Source organism: Longimonas halophila, from assembly GCF_002554705.1.
GTDB classification, from domain to species: Bacteria; Bacteroidota; Rhodothermia; order Rhodothermales; family Salinibacteraceae; genus Longimonas; species Longimonas halophila.
The window spans coordinates 15,226-37,492 of the sequence record NZ_PDEP01000001.1 but is presented as its reverse complement, the minus strand read 5'-3'; the positions used below and the strand labels follow the sequence as shown (position 1 = coordinate 37,492).

The following is a 22,267-nucleotide window of genomic DNA, read 5'->3' as shown; positions in this document are numbered from 1 at the left end:
AAGCGCCCCGATACACAGGCATATTTGCTCCGCCTTATGCTCGGAAGGCGCTTCTATGTAGCTACAAGATGTGTATCGTTACAGCCGTGGGGGTTGCGATTGGGGATTGGATGGGGCCGAGACGAAAGGAGGTTGCGGTTTCTGATGAAGATCGTGGAGGAGCGTAGAGGGATGGAGGATTGCACGGAGACGACGGCTTTCCTGACATGCTCAATCGAATGTCGGCGGTTGCTTCTCGATGAACCACGATGCAACGTCGTGGCGCAATGCGTGCAGCAGTCCGACTCGTATCTCTCCACCCGTCCATCCTTCCATCCTCTCTACACCAAAGCATCGACACCTGCGCCATCGAACACCTCCACAATCCGCAACCCAAAATCACAAATCCAAAATCAAAAAAAACCGTCGCCCCGAGCAGAGTGCCCAGAGCGACGGCGTATGTCTGTCATACAGCAATGTGCTGTAGGGAGAATCAGGTGCCGGCCGAGTAGTCGGTGGCGTAGATCTCCTGCTCTTCCGTCAGGCTGTCGATGTTAATGCCCATCGTATCGAGCTTAATGCGTGCAATCTCCTGGTCCAGTTCTTCAGGCAGGTCGATCACGTGCGGACCAAAGGCCTCGCCCGACTCGTGCTTGCGTACCAGCGCGAGGTGGGCCTGAAACTGGTTGGCAAAGCTCATGTCCATGACCTCGCTCGGGTGGCCTTCCGCCGCGGCAAGGTTCACGAGACGTCCGTCGGCAAGAATGAAGATGCGCTTGCCATTTTCGAGCGTATACTCGCGGTTGTTCTCGCGCACTTCGCGTGTGTCAACCGAGAGCTCAGCCAGCTCCTCCAGATTCAGCTCCACATCGTAGTGGCCGGTGTTCGACACGATTGCACCGTCCTTCATGCCGAGGAAGTGGCGTCCGCGAATTACGTCCTTCATGCCGGTAGCCGTCACGAAGATGTCGCCGATCTTGGCGGCTTCATCCATCGTCATCACACGGTGCCCGTCGAGGGTGGCCTTCAGCGCGGCCGTCGGCTTCACTTCAGTCACGATTACATTGGCGCCCATGCCCTTCGCCCGCATAGCCACGCCGCTGCTGCAGTGTCCGTAGCCTGCCACGACAAAGTTCTTGCCCGCCAGCATCACACTGGAAGCGCGCAGAATGCCGTCAATCGTGCTCTGGCCGGTGCCATACACGTTGTCGAAGTCCCACTTCGTCTCCGCATCATTCACCGCAAAGACCGGATACAGCAGCTTGCCGTCATCGTCCATCGCGCGCAGGCGATGCACACCCGTGGTCGTCTCCTCCGAGCCACCCACGATGGTGTCGGCCATCTCTGGATACTCCGAATGCACGCGGAAAATCAGGTCCGCGCCATCGTCGAGCGTCAGGTGCGGCGCCTTCGGCTGGATGGTCTCGTCAATGCTCCAATAGAAGGCCTCCGTATCCTGGCCGTGCCAGGCGTAGATCTCGGCCATGCCGTTCTCGGCGAGCGCCGCAGCCACCTCGTCGTTGGTCGAGAGCGGATTGCAACCGCTCCACGCCACTTCGGCTCCACAGGCTGCGAGCGTCTCTACGAGCACCGCCGTCTCTTTCGTGACGTGCAGGCAGCCCGCAATCTTATAGCCCTCAAACGGCTTGCTTTCCGAAAACTCTTCGCGCAGGCGCATGAGCACCGGCATGCGGCTCTCGGCCCATTCAATGCGCTTACGGCCTTTCGGCGCCAAGCTCAAGTCCTTTACTTTGTATGCCCCTTCCTTGTGATCCATCAAGTTGTTGTAGCTGTGCAGAGTGGTTCGTCAAATACAGTTGTGCATACCCGCGCCAATCCCTACAGGATTCGGAAGCCCACCCGTTAGGGTAAAATTCAAGGGGGATGCGTATGCGGTCTAATCGGTGCGTAATGGTCGCAAGCGTTCAGGCGCGTGCCCACCCCGGCACCCCGCAGCATGAGTACAGGTCGTGCTCGCTTGGGCATACATCGCAGCACGCGGTTCTCAGGTGTTCACTGCACCATGCCCTGCACGGCAAGACACCACGCACGGAGTGGAACGTACAGAGAGAGCGCACATCGATTATGGCGCCCACTAACTGCGCCGTGCTTCCTCCAATGTAAGCTGTAGTTATGATCCACATCGCGCTGCATGTTGTGGTCCCGCTGCTGGTAGCAGGGACGCTGTACCGGCGTTACTGGAAACGGGCCGCCATCGTCCAGTGGGCCACAATGGTAGTGGATGTAGACCATCTGCTGGCCACGCCGATCTACGACCCGGCTCGCTGCTCTATCGGATTCCACCCGCTGCATACGGGGCTGGCCATCGCTGTGTACGTTTTGCTCTTTGCTGTTCCACTGGTGTTTATGCGCCGCACGGAAGATGATGCGCCTACCGTAGCTCACATGGTGCACTGGGTGGGGCTGGGCCTGCTCATCCATATGGCGCTCGATGGACTGGATTGCGTGATGTGAATGCGCACGGCCTACCCATGCATCGAATAATCGTCGTCGAAGAGCGCAGTTAGGGTGCTGAGGGTCAGGTCGGGAGCGGGGTGGGGTGCTGCATCGCCCGAACGCTCCGCCGAGTGTGTCATGAGGATGCTGGCGATACCGGCCCGATGCGCGCCCAGAATGTCCGTATCCGGATTGTCGCCAATCATAACCAGGCGCGCGTCCGGGTCGAAGGCCGAACGCACGACCTCGAACACCAGCGGCTCGGGCTTGCCTGCAATCGTGGCCTGCACACCGGTGGCTGCTTCGAGAGCCTGAATGAGCGCCCCGGCCCCGAGTCCGCGTCCAGAGGACGTAGGAAACGACGTGTCGGGATTGGTGCCCACAAACTGCGCACCGGCGCGGATGTGGTCCATCGCCCGCTGCAGATCGCGATAGGTGGTGGCGTGGTCGGCCCCCACGATGACGGCCTCGGGATCGTCCTCCGTACGCGTGAGGCCCTCGTCGGCACAGGCCGCCGTTGCGCCCGCGCTGCCCACCACATCCGTCCGTGTAACGCCCTGCTGCGCCAGAAAGCGCGCCGCCGCCCACCCCGACGTAACGATATGCTCCTTGCGGATGGCGAGGGCGGCCTCTTGAAACCGCTCGACCAGCGCCTGCCGCGAGAGGCGCGGGTTGTTGGTTAGAATGCGAACGTGTGCCCCTCGGTCCAGCAGCCGCTGCACAGCTACAATGGATTCGGGGATCGGTTCGCTACCCAGATAGAGCACACCATCGAGGTCGAGCAGAAACACATCGAACTGGTCGGCAATCATGCGAAAGTGGGGGGAGCGTGAACAGAACAGGCAGTAGAAGATGGGGGCAGCGGTCTTCAATCGCAACTCCAGCGGTCAGGCGCGCCGGCTCCAGAGCCCGGTCCCCGCCCGCCGCACCCATACGAATCGGGGCCTCTGCCGCGTTGGTATGGGCGAGGTGCTTTCCTTCCACACATTGGTAGCGGTTCAACGCTAAGTGATGGACCAAATATACCAGTAGCCGGAGACTGGGAGCACCATCCGGCGCGGCTGACGGGGGCGAACGGGGGACCGTTCGCCCCAGGAAAGGTTTTTATTAGGGCAGCTATCACGTGACGTCTAACTACTACCCATACATTGATTGCCATTTGCTTATGTCTCGCCTCTTTATGCGCCGCACCCGGTCTATTCTTTCTCTTCTTGTGCTTGTAGGATGCATGGCCTCATCTGCGTACGCCCAATCCGATGCAAACGACAACATGCGTACCATTCACGTCGAAGGTGAAGCCACGGTGCAGGTGGCCCCCGATGAGGCCACCGTACGCTTTGGCATTGTGACGCGCGCCGATACGCCCGAGGCCGCCCGCACGCAGAACGGGGAGGCCTCCAGCGCGGCCCTGCAGGCGGTGCGCGCAGCCGATGTGCCCGAGGAGCAGATCCAGATGGAGCAGCTTCAACTACGTCCGCACCGCGTGTACGACGAGGAGCGCCGCCGCACGGTCGAAGACGGGTTTGAGGCGGTGCGCACCGTGCGCGTCACGCTCAACGACCCCGACCAAGTGCCGGTTGTTGTAGCAGCGGTCGTTGATGCAGGCGCTAATCGCCTGGAATCGGTCGAGTACGGACTGCAAGACCGCACGGCGGCCCGCAACGAGGCGCTTTCGGAGGCCGCACGCAACGCACGCAGCAAGGCCGAGCAACTGGCCAGCGCGCTGGACGTGCAGGTGGGCGCTGTGCACACGATTCGCGAGCAGCAGTTCTCGTTTCCACGTGCGCTGCAGATGGGGCAGGCCCGCACAGCCATGATGGCTGAATCGGCATCCGATGCGAATCCAGAAGCCTATGCGGCAGGCACCATTGAAGTGGAAGCGCAAGTGAGCGTGGTCTTTATGCTTGTGCCGTAGTGTGCGGATGCGACGTTTCGTCTTGGCTCTGCAGGGACATTCGCGCATCCAGCCAGGCGACGACATCGGCAAATACGTCGTGGCGCTCGGGCTCATTGAAGATCTCGTGGCGGAGCCCCTCGTAACGGCGTAGCGTCTTATCGGCGGAGCCGCTTGCGCTGTGAAATTGCGTGCTGCCTGTGGGATCTACAATGGCGTCGGCGGTGCCGTGCATGAGCAGGTAGGGATGTGTGATGGCAGCGGCCCGGGCCTGCACCTGCTGGCCAACACGCAGCATCTCCACGCCGGTACGGGCGGGAACGCGCCCGTGGTAGTTGAGCGGATCGGCTTCGGCCTCCGCAACGACCTGCACATCCCGCGAAATGCCGCCCTGCACCTTGCCTACGGTGGGAAGCGTAGGCAGCCAGCGGCTTACCGCCTGTGTTAGGGGCGCGAGTCCGGGCGGCACGTTGCCCCCAATGGCAAGCGCTGGGGCCGACAGCACAACGCCCGCTGCAGACAGGTCGTGCATGAGCAGCGTCCACAGCACCACGAGCCCGCCCATGCTGTGGCCCAGCACAACGAGCGGCGCTGGGCTGTTCGCCTGTACATGCCGACTCATCGCGTGCAGGTCGTGGGCAAGGATGTCAAAATCCCACACCAGCGCGCGGCGCCCTGGCGAGCGGCCAAATCCACGCTGATCGTAGGCGGTGACGGCGTATCCGGCCTCCTTGAGTACGGTAGCCACATGCCCATAGCGTCCGCTGTGTTCGGCATAGCCGTGTACAAGCAGCATATGCCCCCGTGGCGCCGAAACGTGCCAATGTTGCGTGAAGAGCGCGGGTCCGCTTGGAAGTACATGGCGGCGTGTGTGGGTGGGGGACGTAGCGGAAAAGAGCATAGCAGCAACGAGAGAGCAACACAGAGGGCAGCGAAGGAGTGCAGTGACAGTCAGCAGGACAGGGGGCAGCGAACAATCGTGCTGGAACAATACGCCGCAATGCCGGATTTTGTGCAGTGTTGTTTTTGCATCGTAACAATATCGGGGCTTGCTCCGCATGAATCGCCTTCGCTCGCGTACCCTTCGGTACCTCATGGCCAGCATCCTGGCGATGAGCATGGTGCCGTGGTTGGGTGGAGCCTGGGGCGATGCGCTACGTGGATCCGGCACAGATGCCCGTGCGGTCTGGCTGCAGGACCGCGTTGATACGTGGCCCTCGGATGCCGATCGTGCGGCCTTTCAGCGTGCGCTGAGCGAAACTGAATCGCATGCCTGGACGACCGCTGAGCAGTTCACTGCGCGTGTACTGAAGGCGTATGAAGCCTATGCCCCCGATGGGCGCACGGCCGCTGACCTGCTTGGCCACCACGCGAGTACGGATGTGGATGCGCTGGCGCACTGGCTGCATCATCAAGATTCGCAGTGGGGCGGCACCGCGCCGGTCCCGCGCCTGCAATCGGCCGCACTGGCTGCGTTGGCCGGGGCCCGCGCTGCGCTGGGGGGAGCCACCATTCCGCCGCGCAGTGTCGTGCCCACGCGCTGGGCGCAATCTGCCGAGCGGCCCTCTGCTGTGACAGCAGGACGCTGGCTCATCCGCCGCCTCGTGCAGGCTACCCCGCGCGCTCCGTAGCACTTCTTCCAAGGCATGAGCACCTGCCCAAGTGTGTTGGCGTGGCCCTTGTAGCGGCTCTCGCCAATGCCGTTGCTTTTGCCTTTCGTTTTGGGCCCTGCGCTCCCCTGTTGCTCGTGCGTCTGATTCGCCGGGCCGATCCTTGCCTGTCACGCACAAAGACCGTGTGCAAATTGGGCAGCGAATGCGGGAGTCTGCATCCCCCATTGCGGGGCGTTGCCGTGGCCTACTCTTTCCCCCTAACTGCTCTGGACGGGCATCTGTGGGAAAGCTGCGGGCACTGACGACCTCTTCATCCCTTGCTGTATATCTTTGGTGACTGATACTTTATGAAAGACAACGGATTTAAAATAGCGCTCACGGTGTTCTTCGTGGGGCTGTGTGGATACTACCTGTATCCGACAGTGCAAAGCATCATGCTCAACCAGCGGTTGAGCGACATGACCGAGCAAGAGCGCGTTGAGTATGAACAGGAAAACTTTACGCAGATTCAGGAAATCCGCCAGGAGGCGTTGGGGCTGGGCCTCGACCTGCTGGGCGGGATGCACGTGACGCTTGAGATTCGCGTGCCCGACCTGCTGGGCCAGCTTGCTATTAACCAGGACGATACGTTCCGCGACGTACTACAAACCGCTGCCGACCGCGCGCTCGAAGAAGATCGTCCGGTGGTAGAGGTGTTTGTGGAAGAGTTTGAGGAACGCGACCCGAACGTACGCCTTTCGCGGTACTTTCGGAATGAGCAGGCCGACATTACGCGGCGCTCAGAGAACCCCGAAGTCATTGCCTACCTGAACAGTCAGGTGGAAGAAGCCGTGACGCGCGCTATGGAGATTGTGCGCAACCGGGTGGACCGTTACGGCGTGTCGGAGCCCTCAATTCAGCGGCAGGGCGACCGCCGCATTGTGGTGGAGCTGCCCGGAGTCGACAATCCGGAACGGGTGCGCGATCTGCTGCGCGGCACGGCCCGGCTGGAGTTTCGTTTGATGGCGGATCCGCAGCGCCTCACCGAGGCGGCACAGGACATCATCGACTACTTTGAGGCCCAAACCGCTGCCGCAGACACCGCCCAGGCAGACACCGCCAACACGGACGGCGGGGAGGCCCCTGACACCTCCACGGACGATGCACTCGCTGATGCCGGTGCCGAAAACAACGACACAACGGCGGCATCTGACACGACTGCCGATCCGACCGCAGATCCTCTTGCGCAAGACGATCCGCTGGCCGAAGACGGTGCGGCGGCGGAGAACCCGTTTCTGCAGCTGATGCAGCCGCTGCCGTATCAGCAGCAGCGCCCGGTGTTTGCGCACGTTACCGAGCCGGACACCTCGGCTGCAATGGATCTGCTGCGCCAGGATGAGGTGCAGCGCCTGATGCCTTCGGGTGTGGAGCTAATGTTTGGCGCCAACGCGATTGGGCAGACGGAAGACGGCATCAACGTGTACGAGCTCATTGCCGTGCGCGATGAAGTGGAACTGGCGGGCGAGGCGATTACCGACGCCTCGGTCGAGTTTGACCAGTTCACCAACGAAGCCAAGGTGCTCATGGTTATGAACTCCGACGGCGCTCGCACCTGGGCCCGTCTCACCGGCGCCAACGTCGGCGAGCCGGTGGCTGTGGCACTCGACGGCGAGATCTACTCGTATCCCACTGTGCAACAGCGCATCCTGGGCGGACGCTCCGAAATCTCGGGGCTGGAGTCGCGTCAGGAGGCGCAAGACATTGTCACAGTGCTACAGTCGGGGGCACTCCCTGCGCCGCTTGACATTGTGGGCGATCGCACAGTAGGGCCCAGCCTGGGCGAAGCCTCCATCCGCGCCGGGTTTACCTCGGTCGTGGCGGGCCTTGTGCTGGTAATTCTCTTCATGGTGATGTACTACCGCACCGGTGGCATTGTGGCTAACGTAGCTTTGCTGCTGAACCTGGTGCTCATTCTGGGCATCCTGGCTGGATTCGGCGCCACGCTCACCCTGCCGGGGATTGCCGGTATCGTGCTCACCATCGGTATGGCGGTGGATGCGAATGTGCTCATCTTTGACCGCATTCGCGAGGAGCAGAACACCGGCAAGACGCTCAAGGCATCGATCGATGCCGGATACGACCGTTCGCTCAGCGCCATTTTGGATGCGAACATCACCACGTTCTTCGTGGGCGTGATTCTGTACTCGTTTGGCGTCGGGCCCATCCAGGGCTTCGCCGTTACGCTCATGGCCGGAATCCTGTCCTCGCTGTTCACTGCCATCATCGTCACGCGGATCATCTTCGACTACCTCGTCGATGAGCGCAGCATGCGCGTGTCGTACGGATGATCATGCCAGCGCCGCCCGCCGCGTAGCGCAGACCTGCTGCGCGGTGGCGCCGGGCCAATGACATCCGCCGTTTCCTGATCCGCTGACTGTACGCTTTTACTTTCTGCTATGCGTTTACTTGAAAACCCTTCTTTTTCGTTCATCCCGAATCGCAAGATCGGGTACCTCATCTCGGGCACGCTCATTGTGCTGAGCCTCCTGTCGTTTATGACGCGCGGGCTGGAGCAGGGCATTGACTTTTTGGGCGGCACCGAGATTGTACTCGAAAACGTGGGCGAGCTCGACGCGCTGGAGGTGCGCTCGGCGCTGACTCAGCCGCTCGGCGGGCAGCCCGAGGTAAAAACCTTTGGCACCACCGGCTTACTCATTCGCACCGCCGCCGACCGCGACGTAGACGATCTGCGCCGCGCCATCCTGTCTGAGTTTGAAGCCTCATTCCCCGAGGTCACGCCGCAAGTGGTGCAAACCGATGTGGTGGGCCCCCGCTTTGCGCAAGACCTGCAACGCGGCGCCATCTACTCGGTCCTGGGCGCACTCTTTGTTATCTTCATGTACATCATGCTGCGCTTTGAGTGGCGCTACGGCATCGGCGCCCTGGCGGCCATTACGCACGATGTGATTATCGTGCTCGGCATCTTCTCCATGTTTCAGGACCTGCTGCCGTTCTCCCTCCAGATCGATCAGGCTATCATTGCAGCATTCCTGACGATTGTAGGATACTCGCTGAATGACACCGTGGTGGTGTTCGACCGAGCGCGCGAGTACTTGAATCTGTTCAAGACCGATCCGTACGCGGAGGTCATGAACCGCTCCATCAACAGCACGCTGAGCCGTACGGTGGTTACCTCGATTACGACACTCATCGTAACCTCGATTCTGCTGTTCTTCGGGGGCGACGTGCTGCGCGGCTTCTCCTTTGCGCTGGTGCTGGGCGTAATCATCGGAACCTACTCCTCGGTGTTCGTGGCCTCGCCGGTTGTGGTCGAACTGCGCAACTGGCTCGAAGATAAGGATACGAAACGCAAACCGGCGCGGGCGTAGCACAGCCCCAGCGCATTGTACACCGGCTTCCCCGTTTGGCGGGAGGCCGTCCACTGTTCCTCCTACCTACCTGTCTGTAACTACGTATGCCTGTTTCTATTGTCATTGGAAGCCAATGGGGCGATGAGGGCAAAGGGAAAATCGTTGATCTGTTGAGCAACGATGTGGACGTGGTGGCCCGCTATCAAGGCGGGGCCAACGCGGGCCACACCATCTGCTGGGACGACCAGGAGTTTGTGCTCCACCTCATCCCCAGCGGCATCTTTCACGATGGCGTCGACTGCGTCATTGGCAACGGCGTGGTGCTCGACCCGAAAGCCGTGATCGAAGAGATCGAGCAGATTGAAGCGCTTGGCTATCCCGTTGAAGGGCGGCTGCACATCTCGCACAACGCCCATGTCATCATGCCACACCATAAAGCCATTGAGGCGGCGCAAGAGCAAGGGCGCAAGTCCGACACCAACGACGACGCCATTGGCACTACCGGGCGCGGCATTGGCCCGGCCTATGCCGACAAGTTTGCACGCACCGGCATCCGCGTAGTCGACCTGCTCGACCGCGACGTGCTGCGCACCAAGCTGACGCGCGCCATCGAAGCCAAGAATGCCCTGCTGAAGCAGGTGTACGGCGCTAACCAGCTCGATGTGGATGCGATTGTCGAGGAGTACGTGGAGCTCGACCAGAAAATCGATCCGTACGTCACCGACACCGCCCAGTTCTTGGGCCGTGCGCTCGACAACGACAAGCACGTGCTGGCTGAAGGCGCCCAAGGGTCGCTGCTGGATATCGACTTTGGCAGCTATCCGTTTGTGACGTCGAGTCACCCCACCGCAGGCGGTTGCTCCACCGGGCTGGGCGTATCGCCGGTGCACGTGAACCGCATCATTGGCATCGCCAAAGCCTACTGCACCCGCGTAGGCAACGGACCGTTCCCCACCGAGCTGGAGAACGAGATGGGCGAGCACCTGCGCAAAGTGGGCGCTGAGTTTGGAGCCACCACCGGGCGTCCGCGCCGCTGCGGCTGGCTCGACCTGGTGGCGCTGCGCTACACCACGATGATCAACGGCTTTACCGAGCTCGTCATTACCAAGCTGGACGTGCTGTCTGGGCTCGACGAAATTAAGGTGTGCGTGGCGTATCAGTACGACGGCAAAGAGACGCAGCGCTTCCCGAGCGAGGCCCATACGCTGGAGCGCATCACGCCCGTGTACGAAACCCTGCCGGGGTGGGACGAAGACATCAGCGATGCGCGTCACTGGAGCGATCTGCCGTCGGCAGCGCAAGAGTACCTGCGCTTTGTGGAAGAGCACTCACGTGCTCCCATCGGCTCGGTGTCGATTGGCCCGCGCCGCGACCAGATCATTAGCGATGTGAGCGAGGCGCCGGTCGCATAGCCCCTCGACATTGCCATCTGCGTAACACCGCGCATCACCACGCGTTTAGCGATGCCGTCGGGGCGAGCCTTGTGTGCTGCCCGGCGGCGTTGCTATATCATGCTTTCCTATGCACTAACCGTCTGCTCGTCGTGCGCGCTTATCGTTGGTCGGTTCAGTTGAAGCTGGGGCTCATTGTCTTTGCCATGATCATTGCGCTGGCCTCACTCTGGTACACCAACCAGCTGGTTGAGCGGCTGCGCGACCGCGAGCAGTCCATGATTCAGCTCTGGGCCGATGCCCAGGCGCAAGTGGCGCAGGCCCAAGACCGCGCCAGCAACCCACACCGCGAGGCGTGGCAGACGCTGGAGCAACGGGTACGCGCCCGCTCCAATTCAGCCGACACCCTTGAAGCCCCGGAAGTGCAGCAGACAGATGAAGAGACGCGCGCACTGCTCGAAGCCCTGGCCTGGGCGCGCTCCATGCCGCCGACAGGGGAGCTCGACTTCATCTTGAACGAGATTCTGGAGCCGAACCCGTTTGCGATTCCTGCGATCATCACCGACTCCACCCAGACCGAACCCCTGTTCTGGCGCAACGTCTCGGTGCCCGATAACCTGACGCAGCTCAGTCCTCAAGATTCATCTCGGGCGCGCGAACGCCTGCGTGATCACCTCAGCGACATGAAAGCCGCCTTCGCCCCCATCCCGATTACACTGCGCTACTCCACCACCGAGTCGGGGGCCACCGAAGAGCTTACGCAGTACGTGTTCTACAACGAGTCGGGACTGGTGAGCGAGCTCCGCATCTTTCCGTATGTGCAGCTGGGTTTTGTCGGGCTGTTTATTCTGGTGGGATACCTGGGCTTTTCGTACGTACGCCGCAGCGAGCAGAGCAGTTTGTGGGTCGGCATGGCCCGCGAGGCCGCCCATCAGCTTGGCACGCCCATCTCCAGCCTGATGGGATGGACGCAGCTCCTACGCAGCGACGACCTTTCGGAGGCGCACCGCGACGAGGCGCTCACCGAAATCGAAAACGACATTGAGCGGCTGCAGCGCGTGGCCAACCGCTTCTCGGATATTGGGTCCATGCCCAAGCTGCAATCCATGAACGTAGTGCCTGTAATCGAACAGACGACCGCGTACATCCGCCGTCGCATCCCGCAGCAGAGCCAGGCCGTTACGCTGCAGGTCGATGTGCCTAATGCGCTTACCGCACGCATTAACGAGGAGCTGTTTGCGTGGGTGTTGGAGAACCTGCTAAAGAATGCACTGGACGCGCTTGAGGGCGCTGGGTCCATTGCGATCACGGCCCAGCAGACCGATGAGGGCATTGCAATCGACGTATCGGACACCGGGAGCGGCATCAAACGGCGGGCGCGAGCGAACATCTTCCGGCCCGGATTTAGCACGAAAGAGCGGGGCTGGGGGCTGGGGCTCAGCCTATCGAAGCGTGTAATTGAGCATTATCATGGCGGTTCACTCCAACTGGTCGACTCGACCATGGGTGAGGGCTCCACCTTTCGCATCCAACTGCCTACCGCGGAATAGATAGCACGAGTCCGTGAGACTGCTGGCCAGAGACGGGAGCCTCTGTGCTCGTACTACGCGCCAGCAGTTACGGTGCAGGCGTAATGCGTTGCGGACGTACGTTGCGTGCATCTGCTGGAAAGACGGCGACGTAGATGCGGGAGCGCACGCGCCAAAGAAGCACCGCCCGGCCATCAACCGACTGCTCAACGAAGGTATCTTCGGCTTCCAGCGTCTGCCGTAGTGCGCGCGAGAGCGTGACGCGGGGGGCCAGGGCGTCGAGTTGCGCATAGGAATAGGCCAGCACATAGAGCGGCGTTTCGGCATCCACAATCTCATAGCGAAGCACGGGTACCGGCCGGTTTTCGTCCAGCGCAAGCACATCAAGGCGGCGCAGTTCGGCCTGGGCCACCGCAGGCACGATAAGCGAGGTGCCCTGCGTCTGTTGCCAGGCCGATTGGGCACTATCGGGGGTCGCCGGATCCAGCAGCGGCTGGGCCATGTCGGCATGGCGAGCCGAAAACGCAACGAGGCTGGTAGAAGTAGAAGAGGGGGCCGTGTCGGAGCCGACCCACAGCGTATGCAGCCCCCACGCTACCACGAACAGGGCAAGAAGCCCGGCCATCACGCCCCCGGTCTTGAGCCACTGGCTGCGTCGGCGCGAGGAGCGCTGCTCGCGCGTTTGAGACGAGGGGGTGCGCTCGGCCTGGATGGTGCGCGTAACCGCAGCGCGAAGTGAACGCGGGGCCGCGCCGTGATCTGACTCCAGGTAATCGCGGATGCTATCGTCGAGGCGCGAATCCGGAAAGGCCGTGTCAACGAGCATGCGCTGCGGCCCCACGAGCATGTCGCGGAGCGTAGCCCGAAGCGTAGCCCGCGCCGTCTGCACCGCCGTTTCAATGTCCTCTGCCGAGAGGTCCACCAAAGAGGCAAGCGTTGCGGCCGAGAGGTCGAGGTACAAGTGCGCCGTCAGGAGCGTGCGGTCGCGGGGCGAGCAGGCCGCCCAGGCAGCAGGAAGCGTGTCACGAACCAAGGTCTGAGCGGCTGCCGTGCGCAGGTCGGGGGTGTCAGCATGTGCAGGCTTGTGCTTGCTGTAGGCGCGCAGGGTGCACTCCAGCATCCAGAGCGTGCGGTTCTCGGGACGCTCGCGAGGCGGCACGGCAGCGGCATGCTGAAAGACCTGCTGGGTGAGCGCCTGGGCCTGCTCGGGACCTACGAGCGTGCACGCCAGGGTGTACACTGCATTGAGGTGCTGAAGGAGCGAGGGCGAATCGGAGTCAGCCATGAGCGAGGGCGGGCAGAGAAAAACAGGCAGCATGCAAGCACACGTAGTGCGGCGGGTTACGCCGAGGCATTGGCTGCGTCCAGCGAGTGAGGAAGCAGTTTCACCGAATCACTTTTGCGGATGTTGAGCAGCTGAGCGGCATGACCGCCGTTGACTGCGATCTCCAGAAACCCGCTGCTTCCAAAAAGCATGAGCGGGTCGCCCTCTGCCACAGCAGCGTAAGTGGGATGCAGCGCCTCTAAGATGGTCGAGCCCACGTAGCATTTAAGCGGAATAGGCGGTTCTTGATGCGGTGGCGCTAACTGGTCGGCTCCAATATCGGGAAAAGCCTCGGTTACCGTGTCGCGGCGGATGTTCGTAATGCAGTTCCCGAACCGGTCGATGTGCACGATCCACCCTTCTATGGTGTGCTCTACGACCATGGGCAGGGCCCAGCGTAGCGAAGACAGACGGTCGATCGGCGTGCCTATGTCTTTGAGTGTCGCCCCCGCCGCCAGATGGGCAGCAGCAGGAGCAAAGATGTCGCGCCCGTGAAAGGTTGAACTGGGCGTGGGGGTGCGCCACGCCTCAGGATTGTCAAGCACCACGATCTCATCGGGGGGCTCCTGGTTTAAGAGCAGAGAAAACACCCCATTATCGGGCCCCACAAACCACTGATCGTTGTGCCGAAGGGCAATCGCCCGACGGTTGCCCCCGACCCCTGGATCGACCACCACCAGGTGCACCGTGTCCGCCGGAAAGTACGGCATTGCGCCCTGCAGCACAAACGCTGCCTCCATAATGTCTTGCGGACTGACCTGGTGGGTGATGTCGACCAGACGAACGTCGGGCGCAATGGAGAGCATCGTGCCCTTCATGGCCGGTACGTACGCGTCTTGGGTCCCAAAGTCGGTGGTGAGTGTAATCATAGAGGGCGCAGGTCGCGTCACGAAAAGATAGCAGGCACAGGAGGCAGAACAGTTGCCTCTCCAAGGTACAAAACAGCAAGCTCGTGTGCATAAAAAGCGATACAGGCATACCTGTAAGCATACACGAAGACTGCCACCGCAGCGTTGCACAAAAACGTATGGGGAGCGGTTGGATTGCCCATGATGGATTCCCCTATGAAAAACGACTCTTGCGGCGAGCAGTACCGGCGGGACACATCCAGACCCCGGCGTCGCTCCCTGTCTTTCACGACCGGTACGTTTTTAACGCTGCATAGCATTGAGCTCCCACCAACGTAGTTGTTGACGAACCACTGAGGGGGCGTGACGGGAACCATCGGAGGCGCTGCAGGAATACGTATCCCACAGTTGTTTCCATGCCACGCACGGGCTGTTTATGTCTGCCTCAACGTCTTCCGACGCCGGCCAAGCCTACAATGACGCTGTGGCTTCGCTCGTTACGTTCTGGGGCGAGATGGCCTCGCAGTGGGGTATCAACCGCACCATGGCGCAGATCCATGCACGCCTGTTCTGTGCGGATGCCCCCATGAATACTGACGAGATCATGGAGGCGCTGGATATTAGCCGGGGCAACGCCAACATGAACCTGCGGTCGCTCACCGAGTGGCGCCTTGTGTCGAAGCAGCACCTGCCGGGCTCGCGCAAGGACTACTACGAGGCCGACACCGACGTATGGCGCATTACCGCGCGCATCATTGAGGAGCGCCAGCGACGTGAACTGCAGCCGGTGCAGGCCCAGTTGGAAGACTGCCGTGCACAGCTTCCCGAAACCGAGACCCCGGCGGCCACCGCCCGCACCGACATGCTGCGCGAACGCCTCGACGCCCTCATCGACCTGATGGAGGCATTCGAAGCGGTCTCTGAGGTGCTGCTTCCGCTGGTGCAGGAGAGCAACACCGACACGTTGGGGCAACTGGTACAGATGGCCCAGCTGGTGGCCAATGCTACCGACACAGCCCCCCGATCCGCCGCAGCCAATCCCCCCCCTACCCGCGACGCTCCCGCTTCGAGTTCGCCTTCCAACGGTACCGCCGCTCCGTCACCCGATGCCGCATAGCAGTATTGCACGGCCTGCGCATCCCCGTATCTCCTGTCCGATTCTGTGCCTCCCACTATGAGCAACCATACCGACTTAGGCGCCCGTGGCGAAGCCCTGGCCGCCTCGTATCTGGAAGACAAGGGCTACCACGTTATTGAACGTAACTACCGGTTCGAGCGGGCTGAGGTCGACCTCATCTGCTACGACCCAACCGCCGAGCCCACAGGCGACCTGGTCTTTGTGGAAGTAAAAACGCGTTCCGGACTCGGCTACGGCGCGCCCGAAGAGGCCGTCACCGAGTCCAAAAAGGAGCAGCTCGTCAAGGTGTCGGAGGCCTACCTACACCAGCACCGCATGGAGCGCTCCAGCGCCCGCTTCGATGTCGTTGCCATTGTGCTGCGTCAAGGCAACGCCCCCAACATCGACCACATTCAACACGCGTTCTGGGCGTAGCATCCCCCCTATTCATGAGACCGGGCTCTGCAGCCCTGCATGTTATGACGGTTGCTTTTCAGGGCGTGGCTGGGGCCTACAGCGAGGCCGCAGCGGCCCAGCTCTACCCCGATGCAACGCCCGCTCCGTACGACACTTTCGACGCGGTCTTTGCAGCGGTCGAATCGGGTACGGTTGAGGCCGGGGTGGTCCCCATCGAAAACTCGCTCTTTGGCAGCGTCCATGCGAACTACGACTACCTGCGCACACATCATGTGCACGTTGAGGTCGGGCAGTTCCTACGCATCCGCCACTGCCTGATGGCTCCGTCTGGCGCCAGTATGGATGCAATCGAAGCCGTGCACTCGCATCCGCAGGCGCTGGGGCAGTGCCAGGGCTACCTGTCCGACACGCTCCCGCAGGCGCAGTCCGTAGCCGCCTACGATACCGCCGGGGCCGCGCGCGATGTGGCTGAGTCGGGCACCGCCACCCACGCCGCCATCGCCAGCCGCCAGGCCGCTGCCGAGTATGGACTACAGGTGCTGGCCGAGGGTATCGAAGACCATGACCGCAACTACACCCGCTTTCTGGGCATCCGTGCGGGCACGGCCAAAGACCATGTGCACCCGCAGGCCAACCGCACCTCGGTCGTGTTTGCCCTGCGCGAGAACGTGCCCGGGGCCCTGTTCAAGAGCCTGGCCGTGTTTGCCCTGCGCGAACTCGACCTCTGCAAAATGGAAAGCCGTCCGCAGTTTGGCACGCCCGGGCAATACCTCTTCTACGTCGATGTGGCCGGCAGCTATGCCGATCTGCCGCTGCGCCGTGCCCTGGATCATCTGAGCGAGATCACCACCGAGCAGAAGCTGCTGGGCGCCTACTACGAAGCCCCGGTACCACCTGCATAAGCGTACATGCAGTCCGATAACCGCCTTGTAAGGTCCCCTCAAATTTATCTTTAGGGAGAAAGAGAGGGGAAGCGCGCGGGGCGACCATCTCATCCGGATCCCCACAATGCATTGTGCGTCCGAGGCGCTGCTGTGCCGCTGCACCGGGGTTCGACATTGCCCCGCAAAATACGTACGTTGTGCGGCACGTTCCTGCCTGCTTTGACCTAACACCCGGTGTCCTGCTGTGTCCCTGTTCTTCTCGATCCGCGAAGGCATTGCCAACTTTCGCCGCGCCCGTTTCGCAGCCTTTGCCTCTACGATGGCGATGGCCGTAGCCCTGCTTATGCTGGGCACGTTGGCGCTGCTTGGACTGGAGGCCCAACAGGTACTTTCGTGGCTTCAACAGCGCGTAGGCGAGATGGAGGTGTTCGTCGCCGAAAGCGCCACCGAATCGGAGGCTGAGGCGCTGTTCTCGCGCATCCAGACACACCCGCAGGTCACCTCTGCCGAGTATATCTCTAAAGAACAGGCGCAGGCCATCTTTCAGGAAGAGTTTGGCGAGGGCGCAGAGAGCTTCATCGACGAGCCGTTCCTGCCCGCGTCGGTCCGCCTGCAGGTGCGAGCGCCTTTTGTGCAAACCGATAGCCTGTCGCAGCTACAAGCCGATCTGCAGACGTGGGACCATGTGGATGAGGTCGTGTTCAACCAGCCGCTCTTGAACACGGTACAACAGAACATTCGGCTGGCCGGAAGCATCGGCGCGGCGGTGGGCGGTATCATTCTTATTGCGGCGTTGTTTCTGGTAGGCAATACCATTCGTCTCACCATCTACGCGCGGCGCCTGCTTATCCGCACCATGAAGCTTGTGGGCGCTACCGATGGCTTCATCCGTCGTCCGTTTTTGGTGGAGGGGGCGCTGCAGGGCATGCTCGCGGGTATGCTGGCGGGGGGCGGGCTGTGGGCACTCTACCGCGGGGCGCTGAGCTACTTTCCGCAAATGGCGGGCCTGGCCCCCAACATCGAGTGGATGCTCTTGGGCGGAACGATCATCACAGGCATCGTGCTGGGCTGGGTGGGCTCGTTTATGGCGGTACGCCGTTTCATTAACCGCGTTGAACTGCATTAACTACTATTCTCTATTCAGGGGGCCTTGCTATGCATCAACAACAGATTATATCTTCTTCTCTACAATCAGATAGCGCACGATGGATTCGGGGGCTGCCCCTTCTCGTGCTTGCCGTGCTGGTCATGAGCCTGTCCGCGTGCGGCACCGACGAGCCGGGCCTCGAAGAAACCGAACGGGGCGCGCTTGCCGTGGGGCAGGTGGCAGTGCAAACGGTCGAGGAGCGCACCGTGGCGCCCGCCGAGCGTACCGTGGCGCTTGAAGGACTGCGCGGTGCGCTCGACCTGCGCGCACACTCCGACGACACGGCGGCGTGGACGTTCACAAAGATTGCGCGCGACCGCGACTCAACGCGCGCGCAAAATGTGCTTGAAGGACTCGCCATTGCTGAGCGGGGCAGCGAAACACGCTATACGTTCGACCTGCAGAGCGATGTGCCGGAGCGCAGCATCATCAATGTGTCGGGCACGCTGCCGGCCAGCACGCCGCTCACCGTGCGTCGCTCCAGCGGTGCCGTGCACCTGCACGGGCTGCGTAGCGCGATCGACATCGAGCAGACGCACGGCGATGTGCACGTTGAGGCCGCAGAGGGGGCCGTGCGCGTACGTCTCAACAACGGCGACATCACCGTAGACTGGGCCACACTGCCCTCGGGCATCGAGGCCGACCTTGAGACGGAGAACGGAACCATTCGCATCACCCTGCCCGATACGGCGTCGACACAGCTGGATGTGGCGACAACAGCGGGACGCGTGTTCTCGCAGGGGCTCGCCTACACCGAGCGTGCGCTGCAGGCCAGCGAAGCCGGATACCAGTTTACGGGGCAGTTGGGCACCGGCGCGGCTTCGATCCGGGCGCGTACCACGCACGGCAACATCATGCTGCAGGCGCGGGCCAACGATATGCGCTCCGACACCAGTGCCACGGCTCCCACCGATCTGGCAGCGCCCGACACGCTGATCGAGCGCGAGACGCTGCCTGCCGATTCTGACACTACTGAAGCATCCAGCGCCCCTGCACCGGCGAGCGATTCAGTATACACCGAGGTTGATACCGAGGCCGCCCCAGTTGGTGGTCTGGAGACGCTAACGGAGGCGGCTACCTATCCGGATGAGGCGGCGGCCAACGACATCACGGGCCGCGTGTATGTGCAGGCTACGGTCGATGCCGATGGCACGGTGCGCACGGCCGAGCTGGTACGTGGCATAGGCTACGGCTGTGACGAAGAGGCGCTACGCGTGGTGCGTAATACCTCTTTTGAGCCCGGGCAGCGCGATGGAGAGCCGGTTGCGTCGCGCATCACCGTGTGGGTGCAGTTTGGTCCTGAGGAGGCGTCGGAGCAGGGTTAGCGCTGCGATGCAGGAGGAGACTCGACATCGGTTGAGGACGGGTCCTCACTGTCTGGAGCAGCTGCGCCGGGACCGGCAATAAGCGCCGCCCGGCGGGCGCGGGTCTTCGCATCGGCCTCCAGCACCGGCGATACGTAGTTGTAGGCAAGGGTTACACCGATGGCAAAGAGCGCTGCGCCCACGCCGAGTGCCGCGTCGATATAGCGCGGCCCGGCCAGCGCCAGCCGAATCATGACCGTGGCTACGGCAAACCCTGAGTTCCGAAACACCACGTGGTAGGCGTTGCCGTAGCGCAGCGACAGCAGCACAATGAGCACATCGCTGAAGATGAACACCGTAAAGATGGTTTCGAACAAGGGATACGCCAAGTTGCCTTGCATTAAGGCCACGCCGCCGTACAACAAAACGCCGCCGAAGATAACGAGCAATGCTACTGCCAGGGTCTTCTTCGACTCCACAAACCGGCGCAGTTCGGCAGTAGACGACGTGATGTTCTGGTGCTTCTGCAGCGCATAGAACCCGCCTACCAGTGCAAAAATGGCGAGTGCGCCCGTGGCATCAACTACAACGAGCTGCACCGCCTCCACCGCGTCTGCCATCTCCAGCGTCCACTCAATAGGTTCTTGCTCAAAGTTGACCAGCTCCTTAAACGACTGGCGTAGCAGGATGAGCGAAAAGATTTCGAGCTGTTTCCCCGCGGTGTCGGCCACAGAAGTCGCCAACCCAAATACAAGACCGATGACCTCAAACACAAGAAAGAGCGAGAACGCGACATCGATGGCGTAGAAGTGGTTGGTGGGCACTTGGCCAAGCAATCCCACGTTGGGAAGCCAGCCAAGGCGTTGCGCCTCAATGGTGCAGAGCGCGGCAGCAAACGCAACGATCAGCAGTGTGGCCAGGTGACGCTGAGATGCCGGGCGTTCCCAGAATGCTTCAAGGCGATCGTAGACGCGCGCCACGCGCTTTTGCAGACGAATCATGACCAACAGATGCTGGGACTCAGATAGGAAGCGAAAGGCGCTACGTGTGCAAACATCCCCCGCACGTCACAGCCCAGCTTCAAGTTTCGTTCATGCGCCCAGAAGGGCAGTCGTCCCACGGCATTGTTACGCCGCAGCAGTAAGGTGATCTGAGTGGTTCGGGAAACGAATCGATAGCCGAAGATGTGAAGCGCCGTTGGGATTGGGGTTAGAGCGTGTCGGGGTCCACCTCAACCACCTGTCGGTTCATAATGGCCAGGGTGCGCGCTGGATATTCCTTCACGAGGCGATAGTCGTGCGTGGCCATGAGGAGCGTCATCCCCTGGTGGTGCAGGTCAACGAGCAGGCCCTGAATGTCGGAGGCCACGGCGGGATCGAGGTTCCCGGTGGGCTCGTCGGCCAGAAGCACCCATGGGTCGTTGGCGATAGCACGAGCAATGACGACGCGCTGCTGCTCTCCGCCTGAGAGCTCATGCGGAAACTGCGTGCGCTTGTGGTTGAGTCCCACCCGCGTAAGCGCCTTAATGGTACGCTTCCGCACCTCCTTTTTCCGCTTGCCCGTGGCATAGAGGGCAAAGGCCACATTGTCGAACGCGCTGCGGTCGGGCAGCAGCTGAAAATCTTGAAAGACGACCCCCACCTCGCGACGCAGATACGGAATCTCGCTGTCGCTGATCTGGTCGGAGCGGTAATCACCGACCTGTGTGGCGCCCTTGTCGGGAAAGTGGTCCATGTAGAGCATGCGTAAGAGCGTGCTCTTCCCACTCCCGGTGGGCCCAATGAGATACGCCATTTCGGCGCGCTCGATGTCGAACGAGACCTCTTCAACCACCACGCGCCGCTCGCCGTTGGGAGCCGTGTACGAGGCAGTGATGTTGCGGAAGTGAATCATGCCGCGTAAGGGAGCGAACGAAAGATTCGAAGCGAACACGTGTTACTGGGCCGGGGCTGCAGTGGCCTGGCGATGCTGCGCAGTGAAGGCCGCCACCTCCAGTGCACTCTCCATACTGCCGGGCAGCGCCATGCCTTTGCCTGCGATGCCATAGGCGGTGCCGTGGTCGGGCGAGGTGCGCACAATCGGGAGCCCCGCCGTAAAGTTGACGCCGCGATCAAAGGCCAGCGCCTTGAACGGCACCAGCCCCTGGTCATGATACATGGCCAGCACCGCGTCGTAGCCGCTGTTGAGCTGCGTGGCGAAGTAGCCGTCGGCAGGCAGCGGACCACTCACCTGGATGCCATTAGCCCGAGCGCGCTCCAGCGCCGGGGCAATAATCGTTTCCTCTTCCATACCGAGCACCCCGCCATCGCCCGCGTGCGGATTCAGCCCCAGCACTGCAATGTGCGGCTCGGCAATGCCAAAGTCGCGCTGCAGAGCGGCGCTCAGCACCTCAAGCTTAGTACCAATCACAGCCTCGGTAAGCGCATCGGCCACTTTCGCAATGGGAATGTGCGCGGTTACGAGCCCCACACGCAGTTGTCCGGCTACCATCATCATCATAGGACGCGGGCTGTTGGTGCGCTGCGCAATAAACTCGGTATGACCGGGCACGGTGTATCCGGCTTGCGCAATCGCATCTTTCGAAATAGGGGCCGTCACCATCGCGTCGGCGCGGCCGTCGAGACAGGCGTCTACTGCTGCTTCTACTGCTTGCATGGCCAGTGCGCCCCCTTCGGCAGTAATTTCGCCAAAGTGGACGGCGGGCGTAGCCCCATCCGTGACGTCCCACACCGTGACGCCCTCGTCGGGCAGCGTGTCGGGCATGGCATCAACCGTGTGAATGGTCAGATCCGAGTAGCCAAGCACGTCCGCATGCTGGCGCAACACATGGGCCGAGCCCACCACAACAGGCGCAATGGAGGGCGCGATGTGCGGGTCATGCAGCGACTTGAGCAGCACTTCGGGTCCAATCCCATTCGGGTCGCCCAGCGTAATGGCAACCCGCGTACGGGCATTGCCACTAACCGATGGGTCAGGACGCTGGTAGGTCGGGCGCTGAATGGCCATGGGGGGA

The 22,267-nt window shown here is 61.8% G+C and carries 20 protein-coding genes; 12 read left to right on the top strand and 8 right to left on the bottom strand.

Annotation, left to right across the window (positions count from 1 at the left end; genetic code table 11):
• Positions 1-472: 472 nt before the first annotated feature.
• The gene (locus CRI93_RS00170) at positions 473-1,756 is read right to left on the bottom strand and encodes an adenosylhomocysteinase (protein WP_098060584.1); all 1,284 of its coding nucleotides are present in this window, start codon (positions 1,754-1,756) and stop codon (positions 473-475) included.
• Between the two features lie 356 nt (positions 1,757-2,112).
• Between CRI93_RS00170 and CRI93_RS00165 the strand changes: the two genes are divergently transcribed.
• Entirely contained in the window at positions 2,113-2,454 is a 342-nt protein-coding gene (locus CRI93_RS00165; RefSeq protein WP_098060583.1) for a DUF6122 family protein, read from the top strand.
• 11 nt (positions 2,455-2,465) lie between these two features.
• On the opposite strand, the gene CRI93_RS00160 is transcribed toward CRI93_RS00165, so the two are convergent.
• The gene (locus tag CRI93_RS00160) at positions 2,466-3,248 is read right to left on the bottom strand and encodes an HAD-IIA family hydrolase (RefSeq protein ID WP_098060582.1); all 783 of its coding nucleotides are present in this window, start codon (positions 3,246-3,248) and stop codon (positions 2,466-2,468) included.
• A gap of 353 nt (positions 3,249-3,601) precedes the next feature.
• Here CRI93_RS00160 and CRI93_RS00155 point away from each other — a divergent pair, with 353 nt between their 5' ends.
• Complete coding sequence (locus CRI93_RS00155; protein ID WP_098060581.1) at positions 3,602-4,351, top strand: SIMPL domain-containing protein; 750 nt, start codon at positions 3,602-3,604, stop codon at positions 4,349-4,351.
• Here CRI93_RS00155 and CRI93_RS00150 read toward each other — a convergent pair.
• Positions 4,335-5,231 carry an alpha/beta hydrolase gene (locus tag CRI93_RS00150; protein WP_176521575.1) on the bottom strand — a complete coding sequence of 299 codons (897 nt, stop codon included), beginning with the start codon at positions 5,229-5,231 and terminating at the stop codon, positions 4,335-4,337. The two genes, CRI93_RS00155 and CRI93_RS00150, sit on opposite strands and share 17 nt — an antisense overlap.
• A 157-nt stretch (positions 5,232-5,388) precedes the next feature.
• Here CRI93_RS00150 and CRI93_RS00145 point away from each other — a divergent pair, with 157 nt between their 5' ends.
• The 5 genes from CRI93_RS00145 (at position 5,389) to CRI93_RS00125 (ending at position 12,234) form a co-directional block, all read left to right on the top strand.
• Entirely contained in the window at positions 5,389-5,961 is a 573-nt protein-coding gene (locus tag CRI93_RS00145; RefSeq protein WP_176521574.1) for a hypothetical protein, read from the top strand.
• 329 nt (positions 5,962-6,290) lie between these two features.
• A complete protein-coding gene (gene secD, locus CRI93_RS00140; RefSeq protein ID WP_098060578.1) occupies positions 6,291-8,270 on the top strand; it encodes a protein translocase subunit SecD in 1,980 nt (659 codons plus the stop codon).
• A gap of 108 nt (positions 8,271-8,378) precedes the next feature.
• The gene (gene secF / locus CRI93_RS00135) at positions 8,379-9,311 is read left to right on the top strand and encodes a protein translocase subunit SecF (RefSeq protein WP_098060577.1); all 933 of its coding nucleotides are present in this window, start codon (positions 8,379-8,381) and stop codon (positions 9,309-9,311) included.
• Between the two features lie 86 nt (positions 9,312-9,397).
• Positions 9,398-10,705, top strand: a complete 1,308-nt coding sequence (locus CRI93_RS00130; RefSeq protein WP_098060576.1) for an adenylosuccinate synthase — start codon at positions 9,398-9,400, stop codon at positions 10,703-10,705.
• A 131-nt stretch (positions 10,706-10,836) separates the two neighbouring features.
• On the top strand, positions 10,837-12,234 hold the full coding sequence (locus CRI93_RS00125) for a sensor histidine kinase (RefSeq protein ID WP_098060575.1): 1,398 nt from the start codon (positions 10,837-10,839) through the stop codon (positions 12,232-12,234).
• A gap of 67 nt (positions 12,235-12,301) precedes the next feature.
• Here the strand turns inward: CRI93_RS00125 and CRI93_RS00120 are convergent, their stop codons facing one another.
• Positions 12,302-13,498, bottom strand: a complete 1,197-nt coding sequence (locus CRI93_RS00120) for an RNA polymerase sigma factor (RefSeq protein ID WP_098060574.1) — start codon at positions 13,496-13,498, stop codon at positions 12,302-12,304.
• A 56-nt stretch (positions 13,499-13,554) separates the two neighbouring features.
• On the bottom strand, positions 13,555-14,406 hold the full coding sequence (locus tag CRI93_RS00115) for an SAM hydrolase/SAM-dependent halogenase family protein (RefSeq protein WP_098060573.1): 852 nt from the start codon (positions 14,404-14,406) through the stop codon (positions 13,555-13,557).
• A 415-nt stretch (positions 14,407-14,821) separates the two neighbouring features.
• On the opposite strand from CRI93_RS00115, the gene CRI93_RS00110 reads away from it, so the two are divergent.
• From CRI93_RS00110 to CRI93_RS00090, 5 genes are all read left to right on the top strand, one after another.
• On the top strand, positions 14,822-15,502 hold the full coding sequence (locus CRI93_RS00110; protein WP_176521573.1) for a GbsR/MarR family transcriptional regulator: 681 nt from the start codon (positions 14,822-14,824) through the stop codon (positions 15,500-15,502).
• A 57-nt stretch (positions 15,503-15,559) separates the two neighbouring features.
• Positions 15,560-15,937, top strand: coding sequence for a YraN family protein (locus CRI93_RS00105; RefSeq protein ID WP_098060572.1), 378 nt, complete (start codon positions 15,560-15,562; stop codon positions 15,935-15,937).
• A gap of 44 nt (positions 15,938-15,981) precedes the next feature.
• Complete coding sequence (gene pheA / locus CRI93_RS00100) at positions 15,982-16,821, top strand: prephenate dehydratase (RefSeq protein ID WP_098060571.1); 840 nt, start codon at positions 15,982-15,984, stop codon at positions 16,819-16,821.
• A 226-nt stretch (positions 16,822-17,047) separates the two neighbouring features.
• The gene (locus CRI93_RS00095) at positions 17,048-17,929 is read left to right on the top strand and encodes a cell division protein FtsX (RefSeq protein ID WP_098060570.1); all 882 of its coding nucleotides are present in this window, start codon (positions 17,048-17,050) and stop codon (positions 17,927-17,929) included.
• Between the two features lie 122 nt (positions 17,930-18,051).
• Complete coding sequence (locus CRI93_RS00090; RefSeq protein WP_176521572.1) at positions 18,052-19,275, top strand: TonB family protein; 1,224 nt, start codon at positions 18,052-18,054, stop codon at positions 19,273-19,275.
• On the opposite strand, the gene CRI93_RS00085 is transcribed toward CRI93_RS00090, so the two are convergent.
• The 3 genes from CRI93_RS00085 to pdxA all read right to left on the bottom strand — a co-directional run bounded on the left by CRI93_RS00085 (position 19,272) and on the right by pdxA (position 22,260).
• Positions 19,272-20,255, bottom strand: a complete 984-nt coding sequence (locus CRI93_RS00085) for a hypothetical protein (RefSeq protein WP_176521571.1) — start codon at positions 20,253-20,255, stop codon at positions 19,272-19,274. The two genes, CRI93_RS00090 and CRI93_RS00085, sit on opposite strands and share 4 nt — an antisense overlap.
• Before the next feature lie 208 nt (positions 20,256-20,463).
• Positions 20,464-21,147 carry a cell division ATP-binding protein FtsE gene (locus CRI93_RS00080; RefSeq protein ID WP_098060568.1) on the bottom strand — a complete coding sequence of 228 codons (684 nt, stop codon included), beginning with the start codon at positions 21,145-21,147 and terminating at the stop codon, positions 20,464-20,466.
• Positions 21,148-21,189: 42 nt separating this feature from the next.
• The gene (pdxA, locus tag CRI93_RS00075) at positions 21,190-22,260 is read right to left on the bottom strand and encodes a 4-hydroxythreonine-4-phosphate dehydrogenase PdxA (protein WP_098060567.1); all 1,071 of its coding nucleotides are present in this window, start codon (positions 22,258-22,260) and stop codon (positions 21,190-21,192) included.
• Between the last annotated feature and the right edge of the window lie 7 nt (positions 22,261-22,267).